At 54.2% G+C, this 13,506-nt stretch carries 12 protein-coding genes; 3 read left to right on the forward strand and 9 right to left on the reverse strand.

Translation table 11 applies throughout. The features are described from left to right. Positions 1 to 127: 127 nt before the first annotated feature. The 4 genes from RBB81_RS10330 to RBB81_RS10345 form a co-directional block, all read right to left on the reverse strand. Positions 128 to 712: a tyrosine-type recombinase/integrase gene (locus RBB81_RS10330; RefSeq protein ID WP_353073621.1), complete on the reverse strand. Its 585-nt coding sequence runs from the start codon at positions 710 to 712 to the stop codon at positions 128 to 130. Between the two features lie 8 nt (positions 713 to 720). Next, positions 721 to 1,272 carry a hypothetical protein gene (locus RBB81_RS10335; protein ID WP_353073622.1) on the reverse strand — a complete coding sequence of 184 codons (552 nt, stop codon included), beginning with the start codon at positions 1,270 to 1,272 and terminating at the stop codon, positions 721 to 723. 539 nt (positions 1,273 to 1,811) lie between these two features. After that, on the reverse strand, positions 1,812 to 2,930 hold the full coding sequence (arsB, locus tag RBB81_RS10340; RefSeq protein ID WP_353073623.1) for an ACR3 family arsenite efflux transporter: 1,119 nt from the start codon (positions 2,928 to 2,930) through the stop codon (positions 1,812 to 1,814). 2 nt (positions 2,931 to 2,932) lie between these two features. Next, complete coding sequence (locus RBB81_RS10345; protein ID WP_179581854.1) at positions 2,933 to 3,349, reverse strand: ArsR/SmtB family transcription factor; 417 nt, start codon at positions 3,347 to 3,349, stop codon at positions 2,933 to 2,935. A gap of 78 nt (positions 3,350 to 3,427) precedes the next feature. Here RBB81_RS10345 and arsM point away from each other — a divergent pair, with 78 nt between their 5' ends. The 3 genes from arsM to RBB81_RS10360 are packed head-to-tail and all read left to right on the forward strand — an operon-like array spanning position 3,428 to position 5,263. After that, positions 3,428 to 4,324 (forward strand): arsenite methyltransferase, encoded by an 897-nt coding sequence (gene arsM, locus RBB81_RS10350; protein WP_353073624.1) that lies wholly within the window; start codon positions 3,428 to 3,430, stop codon positions 4,322 to 4,324. A gap of 6 nt (positions 4,325 to 4,330) precedes the next feature. Continuing rightward, entirely contained in the window at positions 4,331 to 4,822 is a 492-nt protein-coding gene (locus RBB81_RS10355; protein ID WP_353073625.1) for an arsenate reductase ArsC, read from the forward strand. Between the two features lie 30 nt (positions 4,823 to 4,852). Next, entirely contained in the window at positions 4,853 to 5,263 is a 411-nt protein-coding gene (locus RBB81_RS10360; RefSeq protein WP_179581857.1) for a low molecular weight phosphatase family protein, read from the forward strand. Positions 5,264 to 5,949: 686 nt separating this feature from the next. On the opposite strand, the gene RBB81_RS10370 is transcribed toward RBB81_RS10360, so the two are convergent. The 5 genes from RBB81_RS10370 to RBB81_RS10390 all read right to left on the reverse strand — a co-directional run bounded on the left by RBB81_RS10370 (position 5,950) and on the right by RBB81_RS10390 (position 13,471). Then, complete coding sequence (locus RBB81_RS10370; protein ID WP_353073627.1) at positions 5,950 to 9,117, reverse strand: efflux RND transporter permease subunit; 3,168 nt, start codon at positions 9,115 to 9,117, stop codon at positions 5,950 to 5,952. Next, complete coding sequence (locus RBB81_RS10375; protein ID WP_353073628.1) at positions 9,117 to 10,616, reverse strand: efflux RND transporter periplasmic adaptor subunit; 1,500 nt, start codon at positions 10,614 to 10,616, stop codon at positions 9,117 to 9,119. The genes RBB81_RS10370 and RBB81_RS10375 overlap by 1 nt, the downstream gene beginning before the upstream one ends. 95 nt (positions 10,617 to 10,711) lie before the next feature. Beyond that, positions 10,712 to 11,971 carry a TolC family protein gene (locus tag RBB81_RS10380; RefSeq protein WP_179581860.1) on the reverse strand — a complete coding sequence of 420 codons (1,260 nt, stop codon included), beginning with the start codon at positions 11,969 to 11,971 and terminating at the stop codon, positions 10,712 to 10,714. A gap of 99 nt (positions 11,972 to 12,070) precedes the next feature. Continuing rightward, a complete protein-coding gene (locus RBB81_RS10385) occupies positions 12,071 to 12,451 on the reverse strand; it encodes a hypothetical protein (protein ID WP_179581861.1) in 381 nt (126 codons plus the stop codon). A gap of 339 nt (positions 12,452 to 12,790) precedes the next feature. Then, positions 12,791 to 13,471, reverse strand: coding sequence for a TetR family transcriptional regulator (locus tag RBB81_RS10390; protein WP_179581862.1), 681 nt, complete (start codon positions 13,469 to 13,471; stop codon positions 12,791 to 12,793). Positions 13,472 to 13,506: the final 35 nt, after the last annotated feature.

Raw genomic sequence — 13,506 nt, forward strand, 5'->3', positions numbered from 1 at the left:
TGGGAAAATCAATGACTTAGCGGCCGTTCCCTTTCGCACTTGCAACCAATGCAACCAGTGCTGGGCGACTAAAGAAGGTTGCCCTCCGTGTGTGGAAGAGGTCAAACGACACGATTTCCTACCCTCGTTACATATTCATTGCCACCTCAAATTCTAGAGAAGACTCTATGGGTTGGCAGCAGCTTCCATTTGGCTCCAAACTGGATGAAGAGGGAATTGCCCTCAGTTCATTGCTGATGGATAACAAAGTCATCTGCACACCCTCGGAAATTTCCTGCATGTAGACATCTGCAGTTGTTGACGCAGACGAGTGCCGAAGTATGCCCTGGATGTCTTTAACCGAGCCCATCGTTTGAGCGAGTGTTGCAATCGAACGACGAATGACCCGGAACGTCAGCTTAGGCAATTTCAGTTCGGCAGCCAGTTTGTGTAATACCTGTTTGCGGAATCTGTCTGCATCAATAAAGTTTTCCCTGCTATTCGAGAAAATAAACGTATCAGGAGTAGGGGTTGGACATTGCTGTTTCCAAAACAGTAGTGCCTTGGCTAACTCCTGAGTGATATGGATCACTCCCATGCTCTTTGGCGTTTTACCCCATGGACGAATTTTCCCTTTATATACTGTCTCACTCAACGTTATGGTCAGCTTTTCATAGTTGAAACTTTGCCACTTGAGAGCAAACATTTCACTGGGCCGCAATGCATTCGTCATACCAAGCTCTAATAGCAGACGATCACGGGGACCAAGCGAGAGAGAACTTCTCTGAGCTGTTCCCAGGTCAAAGTTGTTTTATCAACCCCGCGTAGCTGTGTCGGAACTCGGAGCCTTCGCGCTGGATCCTTCGCAAGAAATCCCTGCTCCTCTGCCTCTGCAAAAATATCGCGCAGATATGCGTGAATTTGAAGGACACGATCTCTGGATCTTTCTTTGGCCAAATTATGCAGATGAATCTGCAGGCGAAATTTATCGAAGCTCTTCAGCGAGATAGCGTCAAAGCTATCGATTAGGTCACGCTCGATGAGAAGTTTCTTGACCTTGGCGGTCTCAACCCTCCACATTCCTTCTTTCAGAGGAAGAAAGCGATTGCGAACAAACCATCCGAAAGTTACCGAACTGTCGATCCAAACTCCTTCCTCATAGCGTGCTCCTGTTTGTTTGAAGAGGTGGAAATCCAGGATCTCTCGTGCTTCTGCCTTGTTCATGTGAGCCTGGAATCCCAGGATCACCGTGGCGGTCATGCGTCTTTGTTCGTTTGTTGTCGGATCAATCACTGTCTTGCGGAAATATCCATACCACTTCTTCCCGCGAAGCTCGATCCAGCCTCTTCGGCGTGACTTTCTCATTTGTCCCTCGATTGTTTAGTGGGGGGACGCTGATTGGGTCAGCAATCATTCTATTGAGCGGCGAGCCTCTGACTCTTACCTCTGCTGTGACAGTTACGCTAACTGGTTGTATCTATATGATTTAATGGGCGTTGATGGCTAACTACGACACCCAAAGACATTCAAAAACACGGGGAAAAACGCGAATCCCAAATTTCAGCACCCTCGCCAGCACCCTCGCAAATTGAACGTGCCGAGATTCAGACCTCTGCCGTGCAGCGACAGAGGTCTGGACTACGGCAGAGGTCCAGTCCAAATCGATCTTTTTCAAATTTTTAGGGTGCGGAAGGGTGCTCAAGCACCCTCGCGACGTTCCAAGTTTCAGCGAATCTGATGCGTACGGCGTCTGTTCCTGCCTATCGAGCCTATCTCGGAATCCAACAGCAATATGCACCGCTGGCAAATCGTCTTAGCGTTGCCGAGACATTTTATTGGGCGTCTTCGACCGGGCGTGCATGAAAGCCTGTGGCCCCCTGCCCAAAATACCGGTGTCTAAGCCAGAAGGCCACGTTGACCAAGCCGATCAACGCTGGCACCTCTATGAGTGGGCCCACGACACCGACGAACGCCTCTCCAGAGTTCAACCCAAAGACTGCCACCGCTACCGCAATAGCCAGCTCAAAGTTGTTACCGGCAGCCGTGAAGGAGAGGGTAGCCGATTGTGCATAATCCGCGCCAAGCCGCTTGCCCATCCAAAAGCTGACCAGAAACATAATGAGGAAATAGACGACCAGAGGAACAGCAATCTTCACTACATCAAGAGGCAGTCTCACAATGAGTTCGCCTTTCAGCGAGAACATGACCAGAATTGTGAAGAGCAGCGCGACCAGCGTGAGCGGACTCACCTGAGGAAGGAAGCGTGCCCGATACCATTCCTCCCCTTTGAGCCGAATGAGAACGAACCGTGTCAGGAATCCGGCGACAAATGGAACACCGAGATAAAGGCCGACGCTCTTCGCAATCTGGTCGATTCCGATTTTGACAATGCTCCCCTCAAGGCCAAACCACTTCGGGAGCACCGTAAGGAAAGCCCAGGCGTAGATACTGTAAAAAAGCACCTGAAAGACGCTGTTGATAGCGACCAGTCCGGCGACGTAATCCGTATCGCCTTCTGCAAGCTCATTCCAGACGAGGACCATCGCAATACAACGTGCAATGCCGATCAGGATGAGGCCGCGCATGTATGCCGGTTCATTGTGCAGGAAGACAACAGCCAGGAAGAACATGAGTGCCGGGCCGATGAGCCAGTTTTGTATCAGCGACAGGCCAAGTACGCGCTTGTTACGGAAGACCTCGCCCAGCTTCTCATAACGAACCTTCGCGAGTGACGGGAACATCATGATGATGAGTCCGATAGCGATGGGGATATTGGTCGTGCCGGTCTGAAATCGATTGACGAAGGCCGCCGAATTGGGGATGAAGTGGCCGATGCTCACACCGACGGCCATTGCGAGGAATATCCAGAGCGTAAGAAAGCGATCCAGAAAAGATAGCTTCTTTCGTTGCGCGGGAGCGCATACACGTCCTTGCGTTATGGCTGTGGTCATATCTAGCAAGCCTCGCAGCACGGTTCCGTAATAGCCGTGGGGAGTGGAGCACCTTCGAGCGCGGGGTATTTCGACGGAGAGCAGCAAGCCTTGGTGAGACGCGCCTTATCTGCCTGCATAGACTTGTCTTCCTTCAACCAATCGAGGGTCTGTCGAAGGATTTGCGTTGCTCCGATATGGGGCGGCATAACAATGCGGTAGTGCATCCACTTACCTTCTCGCCGCACCGAGACGATGCCAGCCTTCCGCAGATACGCTAAATGCCTAGAGATTTTCGGCTGCGGGCCACCCAGGATTTCCACGAAGTAGCAGACGCAAACTTCCTGATCTCCCATGAGGTTGAGGAGCCGGATGCGGGTATTGTCTCCCAAAGCCTGAAAGAACTGCTGCATGTCGAATAGTTGCGCTCGCCTTGCCATAGAGAATGTATACGCCTTGACGAATACGAAAGCAAGAGATACATTCACATTGGCGAATATGTCCTCGGAGGTGGTTGCATGGCAGAACAGATTCTTGATTCCATTCGATCGAAGTACGGTGCAGTTGCACAGAGCACGCTATCGAGCGACGATGACGGTGTAAGGGCCGTTGCAGAAGCCTTTGGCTATTCGACAGAGGAACTAACCTCGATCCCAGCCGAGGCAAACATGGGCCTGTCTTGCGGCAATCCCGCGGCGACCGCGCACATTCGGCCCGGTGAGGTGGTAGTGGATCTCGGTTCCGGGGGCGGCCTCGATGTCTTTCTGGCGTCAAAGATGGTGGGGCCGCAGGGACGTGCAATCGGTATTGATATGACTCCGGCCATGATTGAGCGGGCCAGAGCGAACGCAATGGCGGGCGGCTATACCAATGTGGAGTTTTACCAGTCCACTATCGAGCACATCCCGCTTCTCGATGCTTCTGTGGATTGCGTCATGTCGAATTGCGTCCTGAACCTAGCACCGGATAAGTCCGCTGTCTTCCGCGAGATTGCCCGTGTGCTCAAGCCTGGAGGCCGTGTTGCCGTGAGTGACATAGCCTTGAAGGGCGAGCTACCGGAGGCCGTCGCTCGCAGCATGGCCGCCTATGTGGGCTGCATCGCTGGCGCGATCAAGATCGACGAATACCGTGCCGGTCTTCTCGCAGCAGGATTCGAGCATGTTGAGATCTTGGACAGTGGAGCGGACCTGAACGCTTACACCAAAGTGGAGAATCAGTCGGGTTGCTGTTCCCCCGCGATGGATGGAGAGTCCTGCTGTGCGCCCGCGCCAAATATAGCATCACTCCACACGGAACTGAATGATTTGCTGAAGAACCATGACATCAATGCCGCGGCCGCAAGTGTAAAGGTCTACGCCGTCAAGCCAAAAGCCACAGCGTCATCCCCTTGCTGTGGCCCGTCTTGCTGTGCGTAGGAGAGCATGATGCCACACTACAACGTATTGTTCTTATGCACCGGTAATTCTGCACGCTCGATCATAGCCGAGGCGATCATGAACCGCAAAGGCAGAGCCAACTTCACAGCTTATAGTGCAGCCAGCCACCCAGCAGGCATTGTTCGCCCCGAAGCGCTCAAGCAGATCGCGACTGCTGGACTCAGTACGGACGGGTTCTCCAGCAAGTCATGGGATGAATTTGCGAAACCCGATGCTCCCCAACTTCATTTCGTCTTCACTGTCTGCGACAACGCTGCCAAAGAAATATGCCCGGTTTGGCCGGGGCAGCCAATGACGGCCCACTGGGGAGTGCCCGATCCCGCTACAGCCGTGGGCAGGCCGGAAGAGATTGACCGCGCATTTCGTGACACCTTCTCCATCCTTGATCGGAGAATTGCTCTGTTTCTCTCTTTGCCGCTCTCGACACTTGACCAGCTTGCCTTGCAAAAGGAAATTGACAATATAGGACATCAGTAGAACCGTTCAACCGAAGGAGCTTGACCAGGGATGCGTACTTTCATTTTTGCCTGTATTCATAACGCTGGTCGTTCACAGATGTCGGCTGCCTTCTTCAACCAACTCGTCGATCCTGATTTGGCGCATGGTATTTCTGCTGGGACTCATCCCGCCGAACATGTTCATCCAGTAGTCGTGGACGCAATGCGCGAGGTGGGAATCGACCTCAGCAACGCGAAGCCTCAGAAGCTTACGGCAGAGTTGGCGAAAAATGCCGAAATGCTGGTCACGATGGGTTGCGGAGATGAGTGCCCCTACGTCCCTAGCCTCAGGCGTGACGATTGGCCGTTGCCCGATCCCAAGGGACAGGGAATAGAAATCGTGCGCCAAACTCGTGATGAGATCAAGCAGCGTGTTTTGAAGTTGCTGGCGCGGGAGCAGTTGAACACGATTCCAGCGTAGGTATGGCGATAGACTTAGTTGTGGCACAGTTCATCCAGACCGAAGCTCATTCCAATAACAGGACAGCCTGCTCCCCTCCTGCGACGATGACGGGTACGATTGCCTGGCTTCAGGGAATCACCTTGGTATGGATGTTGGTAGAGTGCGGAGTATCTCTCTACGGAGCTGTGAGGGCGCACAGTTCGGCGCTGCTGGCATTTGGCGCTGACAGCTTTGTGGAACTGCTATCGGCGACGGTGGTTCTCTTAGCGCTTGTCCCATCATTTCCACTCACGAAAGACCGTGCCGCACGGTTGGCTGGTCCTGCTCTTTGTCCTTGCAGGAATAGTCGCACTCGTGACTGTCCTTTCACTCCTATACCGTGTCAAGCCGGAGACGAGTTGCAGTGGTATTGCCATCACGTTTGCTGCCCTTATCGTGATGCCGATTCTGGCCTGGGCAAAGCGTAGAACCGCGCAACGGACAAACAACCGAGCCTTGGCTGCGGATGCGGTACAGTCCGCCACCTGTGCTTATCTAGCGCTGATAACTTTGGCGGGACTGGCTATCAATGCTGTCTGGCACATTAGTTGGGTGGATTCAGCAGCAGCCCTCCTGGCGTTGTCCATCTTGATAGTCGAGGGACGACGTGCTCTCCACGGCGAGAGTTGTGGCTGCTGCTGAACCCAGAACGGGCCAAATACCTCTCAATCCGTGACGCCAGAACCCTGATTCCGCGCTTGTAAATGTCCTTTACGCAATGCCCGTTCCTTCATCATGACGAAGAAGACGGGAACCAGAATCAGGACGTGGATGGTGGACGTAATCATGCCGCCGACGATAGGCGCGGCAATCGGCTTCATCACATCGGAGCCGATGCCGGATTCCCAGAGAATCGGAACAAGACTGGCAAGCACAGCGCAGACGGTCATAAGCTTTGGCCGCAGACGATGAACAGCACCTTCAATGGCTGCGTCTTCAACGTCAGCATTCGTCAGCGTCTTACCAGATTGCAGTTTGTGTTCGAGAGCTTCATGAAGATAGACGACCATCACGACACCTGTTTCTACCGCAATTCCGAAGAGTGCGATGTAACCGACCGCCACGGCGACGCTGAAGTTGTAGTGAAGAAGCCATTGCAAGAGCAACCCTCCACTCATCGCATAGATGGTTGGAAAGATGAGAACAAGCGCTTCGGCAACAGAGTGAAAGACCAGATACAACAATAGGAAAATCACGAAGAATACCACCGGGAGGATCAGCTGTAGGCGTTTTTTTGCGCGTAGTTCGAGTTCATATTCTCCCGACCATTGGAAAGTGTAATTTGCGGGCAAGGCTAGTTTGTTTTGAATCAGTTTGTCTGCCTGTGCAACGAAGCCACCGTAATCGGAGTTCTTGAGATCGATGTAGATGTATCCCGTCAGCGCACCGTCTTCATCCCGGATCATGGCAGGGCCATGCGAGAAGGAGACCTTCGCTACCTGTCCAAGCGGAATCTGAGCGCGGGATGGGGTGCCGATCAGTACCCCACGCATCTTGTCAACATTGTCGCGAAAGTCGCGCTGATAGCGGACATTGATGGGGTAGCGTTCTCGGCCCTCGATGTTCTCTGCAATATTCTGTCCGCCGATGCCAGATGAAACCGCTGTCTGAACGTCCGCAATCGTTAGACCGTAACGCGCTGCCTCTTCCCGTTTGACTTCGACATTGACGTAGAAACCCTGCGCGACCTTTTCAGCAAAGACAGATCGCACCTGGGGCAGCCCTGAAAGAACAGTCTGAAGCTGCGAGGCAAGTTGCTGAATGCCATCCACATTTGGCCCCTGCACCTTCATGCCAAGTGGTGTCTTGATGCCGGTCAATTCCATATCGAGGCGGTTTTCGACCGGGCTTGTCCAGGTATTCGAGAGCCCCGGAAACTGGAGCTTATCATCCATCTGCTGAATGAGCTTCTCGTAGGTCATCCCGGTGGGCCATTGCTCCCGTGGTTTGAGCATGAGAGTGGTGTCATACATGTCCAGTGGCGCATTGTCGGTTGCGCTGTCGGATCGGCCCACTGCGCCGAATACGCTGGCCACCTCCGGAAAACTGCGAAGAATGCGGTCCTGCTGCTGCAGGAGCACCTTCGCTTGTTCGATGGAGATGCCTGGAAGAGCGGTCGGCATGTAGAGAGTGGAGCCTTCAAAGAGAGCTGGCATGAACTGACTGCCCAAACGTGTTGCTAGTGGAAACGTGACCAGCAGAAAGATCAGGTTGACCACGATGGTGAGCCTGCGGTGTCGCAGGCAGAATTTCAGGATGGGCAGGTAAATCGCCTGCGTGACTCGTGAGATAGGATTCGCATTCTCCGGCTTGAGCCGCCCTCTAATCAGCATCACCATTAGAACCGGCACGAGCGTGATGGCAAGGATGGAGGAGGAGCCGACCGCCAGGGTCTTGGTCCATGCCAGCGGCCGGAACATGCGTCCTTCCTGCGCTTCGAGCAGGAAGACCGGCATAAAGGAAACGACGATGATAATCAGTGAAAAGAAGAGTGCAGGACCAACCTGCTTGGCCGAGTTGATAAGAATGCTTTGCCGCTCTGACTCCGATACCGGGTTGGCATCGTTTTCCTGCCGTTCCGACAGATGGCGATAGCCATTTTCGACCATCACAATAGAAGCATCGACAAGCACACCAACCGCTAAGGCGATGCCGCCCAGGGACATGATGTTCGAACTCACTCCCAGCCAATACATTGGGATAAAAGACATCAGCACCGCGATAGGCAGGGCGACGATGGCAATGAGCGCAGAACGGAAATGAAACAGGAAGACGATGATGACGAGGCTGACGATAATGGCTTCTTCGGTCAAATCACGCTGTAGCGTTTTGATAGACGCCTCGATCAAGTCGGATCGATCATAACCCGTCATGATCTGGACGCCGGGTGGAAATGAGGGCGCTATCTCACGGAGCTTCTGCTTTACTCCATTGATGACGTTCAATGCGTTCATGCCCTGGCGCATGACGATGATTCCGCCGACCGTCTCCCCGTCTCCATGCCACTCCGCGACCCCCTCGCGTATATCCGGGCCAAAGCTCACCGTTCCGAGATCGCGCAACAGAACAGGGGTCCCATTCTTGCTGCCGACGGCAACCGTAGCGAGATCGTCCAGTGAGCGCAGATATCCGAGACCACGGATCATGTAGTCCGCGCCGCTCAAGTTAAGGACGCGACCGCCGACTTCATTCGTGCTTATCTTTACTTTGTCGATGACGGTAGAAAGCGGAATGCCGTAGGCAAGTAGCTTGTTGGGGTCGAGCTGTAGCTGATATTGCTTGACGAAGCCACCGATGCTGGCTACCTCGGCAACTCCGGGCACAGTCTCCAGCGCATAGCGCAGATGCCAGTCCTGCAAACTGCGCAGGTCGGCAAGACTGTGTTTGCCGCTCTTATCGACGATGGCATACTCATAGACCCAGCCTGCGCCCGTCGCATCAGGGCCGATCGAAGGATGCACGTTCTCCGGCAAGCGTCCGCTTATTTGTTGCAGGTATTCGATGACCCGCGAGCGCGCCCAGTAGAGATCCGTGCCGTCCTCGAACACGACATAGACGTAGGAGTCGCCAAGCATGGTCTGCGCGCGAACGGCTTTGACATGCGGGGCAGCCAGCAAACTCGTGACGATGGGATAGGTCACCTGGTCTTCGATGACATCGGGTGGCTCGCCTGCCCAACCCGTATGAACGATCACTTGTACGTCCGAAATGTCCGGTAGTGCGTCCAGCGGCACATGTTGCAATGACCAGATACCGGCAAGTGTGAGCAGCAATACTCCGGTGAACACGATAAAGCGATTGCGGGCGCAAACGTCAATAATTCTGGAAAGCATTACATGCCTCCTGTCGCGTTCACGCGCAATTGCTTGGTTGCGATCACCTGGCCGTTTTTCTGAGCGGAGACGGTCACCTGATATGTGCCGCCCGAGCTTAGCGAACCGCTTCCTTCATACATGCCGTTGCCTTTATCGATGAGCTTGGTGCTTGTGTTCATTGCAGCCATTCCCATCGCCGGCATCGCTGCCATATAGAACGTGACCGTAATATCAGCTCCCGTGGTGGGAGTTCCGTCTGCGCCTGTGAGCTTCACCCGAAAGATGTTGTTGCCCTTTTGCGGTGGGTTCGGATCGGTGGCGAAATCGACGTTCGTCTGTACAGCAGCAGGCACTTTCGCTGTTGAAGCCGTACCCCCGGCACCCTGCGGTGGTGGCACGAAGGAACCCGCCGCGGCCTGTAGCTGACTTTCCGAGTCGATAAGGAAGCTGGCTGATGTCACGATGGATTCATGTGGTTTCAGTCCCTTGAGCACGACAAAGTCATCGCCAACGCGAGGACCGATTGTGATCTCCTTTGGTTCAAGACTGCCGTTGCCATGATTGAGGAACACGAGTTGCCGCGCGCCGGATTGAAAAACAGCAGACGCCGGAACAACCAGCTGACGCCCCAGGTTTGTTTTTAGATCAACGTTCACAAACATACCCGGCTTCAGTTTGAGTCCCGGATTCGCCATTGCCAGTCGCACACGGACCGTGCGCGTCGTCATATCCACCTGCGGCAGGATCTCTTCGATCTGCCCGGAGAAGACGCGGCCTGGATACGAATCGACGATAATCTGCGCGGCATCGCCGGGTCTTATGCGACCTATGTCGTTCTGGAATACCTGTGCATAGACCCATACGCGCGACAGATCGGCGACGGTGTAGAGTTTGGTCGAAGGCTCGGCATACATATTTGGCAGAGCATTTCGCTCGGTAATGTATCCCTCAACCGGCGAGTTGATGGTGAGGTCCGTAACTGGTTTGCCGCTTTCTTTCAGCTTTGCGATCTCACTTTCGGGTATATCCCACTGCTGGAGTCGCTGTTCTGCTGCGGTCGAAAGAGTGGCCGCACCGTCCGCGACACCATCGATAGTGCTTGCGCTCATGGCCTTCTGATTCTGCCGTGCCAGCAGATACTCTTGCTGGGTCGCCACGAGGTCAGGACTGTAGATCGTAAAAAGCGGTTCTCCCTTGTGCACATACTGATAGGTGGCATTGGCGAACACCTTGCGGATGTAGCCGGGGAAGCGGACCTGCACATAGGAGAGCAGGCGCTCGTTGATGTCTACCGTGCCGGTCGCGCGGATATCGTCGCTCAGTTGTTTGTATTCGACCATGCCAGTCTGAACACCGATGCTCTGCATCCTCTCGGGCGTGAGCTGCACTGGAACGAGCGAAGCATCCATCTTCATATTTCGCATATCCGACATGGATGGCTTTGGCTCGTTCGCAGTATCGGGAGGACCAGAGGCAACAGGCTGCATGTCCCCGGACATCGACGACTTCTGTGACATTGGCAGCTTGATTGAATGAGAGCGGTATGCCCAGATCCCTGCGATAGCTGCTAGGACAATGATCCAAACGAGTGAGGTTCTCAAGACATATTTGTTCATCGCAGTGTCGCTCCTGTCAGAGATTCGAGGTGGGCCAAAGCAGCTTCGTGATCCATGAGGGTCTGCGCGTATTCGAGCCTCAGACTCAGAATGTCGGTGAAGTACGAGAGAACATGAATGAATTGCTCACGATTGGACGCATAAGCGTTTAGTGTTGCCCGGTACGCGGCATCCGATTGTGGGATGAGACCTTCCCGATATTCCTTTAGCAGCTCCGCATCGCTCGTCGCTTTGACATATCCTTCCTTCACCTCAGCGAGTTGCTGTTGCAGATGCGCATTGAGGGTTTGTCGTGATTCGGAGCGCTTCTCCGTGGCCTCTGCGATCTCCGCATTCACCCGTGCCCTGCGCGGGAAGCGCACATCAAAGGTGAACATGTAGTAATCCCGGTACTTACGATCGGTATTCTGATAGATATAGCCAACTTCAAAATCCGGTTTCCCCTCACGCTTCGCAGACACCAACTGCGCGTCCTGCTTCCGGATGGAACTTGCATCGACTTGAATCTGTGGGTTGGCCTGGCGGACCACTGCAAGCAACTCATCAGACGTGCGCGTGAGCGGTGTTTCCATCATGTCTTCCGTAACAATGTCTGGAGATCCCTGATCCCGACTGAGCAGGCCCTTGAGATGGGCTTGTGTCTGTCCCATTAGTTGATGGTGCATCGTGATCTCCTTCACGATCTTGGTTCGGTTCACTTGCGCCTGTAGGACATCCTGCTGCATCCCCTGACCGACCTGATAGTGCGCCGTTGCATCCTGAATGAGTTGGTCAAGCACGGTTTCGTTTTGCCGGAGGATGCCGAGCGTCTGTTGCAGATATGCCAGTTGCAGATAGTCAGCCTTGATCGAGTCGGCGATACTCGTTTTCGTGACTTCAACTTCAGCCAGCTTTGTGTCGGCGTCGCGTTCGGCGACTTCTCCGCGCGCCCGTAATTTCCTTGGATAAGGCAATTCCTGCGACGCTCCGACGCCGATGTAGGCAAAGTCGCTGTTGGTATAGCCAGCAAACGGCTTCGGACTGCCCACACTCAACTGCTGGTAGGTGAATTTCGGGTCAGGCAACGTAGTGACCTGCGGCGCCATTTGCCTGGCAGCTTGTGCGCCGTGATCGGCCGCGGAGATCTGTGGGTTGTTCGCCCCGGCCTCAGCTAAAAGCTGGGACAAGGGCGTGGGCGGGCTCGCCACCGGCGTCTGCCCGAAGGCAGAAAATGCGGTGGCTAGCGCGAGCGTGGCGGTCAAAGAGACCACGTTCATACGGAAGCTCCAATCTCAAGTGCAGTTCAAGACATTTGGCGAAACACACGCGTATAGGCGTGCGTGCTCGGCAAAGGTAGAGTGCGAGAGAGGAGCTGACTAGATTCTTAGGATGGAAATGGTTGTAGGTGGAGACTCTGGAGGAGAGTAGTCGGGGCGCTCGACCCACCCAGTGACAGTGGAGGCCGGATTCACCAGTTCAAAGGCAGCCAACCAGATGACAGGGGCTACAACCGGGTGAAATGTCACCGCCTTCGTATCCAGCGCGTTATCGTGGACGCTCGGCGGGGTCTTTTGGCAGCAGCCATGCGACCCAGGCATATTGTCCATCTGCCCGCATTGATTCTTCATCATGCGGCAGCAGGCACGTTCTTCGGGGTTCATTTCCGTACTGGAAACCACGCAGGCCATCGCCGGAGCCAGGCACGACACCAGCAGTAAGACCAGCACGCCGAATTGCCGGAAAATACGCATCGCCATAATTAGACTACGTCTACCCAGACGTATTGAGCAAATGGCGATTCCGCACCCTCCAGGTTTCCGGGTCAGAGGGAATGTCTTGTCAAATGAGTCGCTTGTTTCAGCAGGCGGAACAGACCTCTGCCGTGGATAGGTAACGATCGGCCGCCATCACTTCCCATAAGCCGACTTAGCATTACCAATCGAATGCCAGTGTGCTTAAGCGATCAAGGCCTATGTATCTCGCACGCACAGGCTCTGATTGCGTTTCATCTCGTCGACCTGTCTCAATACTTCATAGCGTTCAGATCTACGCACTCTCACGGTTACCTCCAACAGCTCCTAAGTAGACAGAAGCTGTTATTGCTTTGAGGCACTGGATCGGCCGGATCGCTTAGAGATTGCACTCTTCGGCAATCGCGGAACAGCCTGAACGCCCGCCCAAAGCGTTGCGATCGTTTGCTCTACCACGAGAGTCTGGTCAGGCAAGTCAGGCACAACCCCTTGAATGACCATGAGTGTGGCGAGACCAAAGATCGAAAACCACCAAGTGTGAGCTACCACTATGTCATCCCTGTTTGGCAATCCTTCTTCCTTGGCAACATCGAAAAAGAGCTGCACGAAACGTCCGAACAACGGCGCGCCAATGTCGTTGATATATTGTCCAGCGCGGACGCCATTGCGGTTCTCAGGTCCGAAGAAGACGTTACGGAACTGTTGCGGATGGGCAATGCAGAATTGAATCAAGCCGCGTGAAGTCGCAAAAAGACGATCTTTCGGTGCAAGATGTTTAGCGGCAATCGCGTCGAAGTTCTGAACCATCAGCCCGATCGTCTCGCTGCTCAACTCAACAAGAATGTGCCACTTGTCGGGGAAATGCTGATAGATCACGGCGTGCGTATAGCCGATCTCTTTAGCGATCTCGCGAAGCGTCACGGCTTCGTAACCGCGATCGGCAAACATTTTGCTTGCAGCCGCAAGGATTTCGCCCCGCAACCTCTCCTTGCGCTCTACCCGACGACTTGGTGATGTGGATGTCACTTCAATAGCTTAGTCTCCTTTTGGCGATTTTTGCG

Source organism: Tunturibacter gelidoferens, assembly GCF_040358255.1.
In the GTDB taxonomy this organism is placed as follows: domain Bacteria; phylum Acidobacteriota; class Terriglobia; order Terriglobales; family Acidobacteriaceae; genus Edaphobacter; species Edaphobacter gelidiferens.

Excerpts from the sequence above, each read along its gene's own strand:
- RBB81_RS10375 (WP_353073628.1), bottom strand. The coding sequence starts at position 10,616 with ATGTCACAGAAGTCGTCGATGTCCGGGGACATGCAGCCTGTTGCCTCT.
- RBB81_RS10345 (WP_179581854.1), bottom strand. The coding sequence starts at position 3,349 with ATGGCAAGGCGAGCGCAACTATTCGACATGCAGCAGTTCTTTCAGGCT.
- RBB81_RS10360 (WP_179581857.1), top strand. The coding sequence starts at position 4,853 with ATGCGTACTTTCATTTTTGCCTGTATTCATAACGCTGGTCGTTCACAG.
- RBB81_RS10355 (WP_353073625.1), top strand. The coding sequence starts at position 4,331 with ATGATGCCACACTACAACGTATTGTTCTTATGCACCGGTAATTCTGCA.
- arsM (WP_353073624.1), top strand. The coding sequence starts at position 3,428 with ATGGCAGAACAGATTCTTGATTCCATTCGATCGAAGTACGGTGCAGTT.
- RBB81_RS10385 (WP_179581861.1), bottom strand. The coding sequence starts at position 12,451 with ATGGCGATGCGTATTTTCCGGCAATTCGGCGTGCTGGTCTTACTGCTG.
- RBB81_RS10330 (WP_353073621.1), bottom strand. The coding sequence starts at position 712 with ATGACGAATGCATTGCGGCCCAGTGAAATGTTTGCTCTCAAGTGGCAA.
- RBB81_RS10370 (WP_353073627.1), bottom strand. The coding sequence starts at position 9,117 with ATGCTTTCCAGAATTATTGACGTTTGCGCCCGCAATCGCTTTATCGTG.
- RBB81_RS10380 (WP_179581860.1), bottom strand. The coding sequence starts at position 11,971 with ATGAACGTGGTCTCTTTGACCGCCACGCTCGCGCTAGCCACCGCATTT.
- arsB (WP_353073623.1), bottom strand. The coding sequence starts at position 2,930 with ATGACCACAGCCATAACGCAAGGACGTGTATGCGCTCCCGCGCAACGA.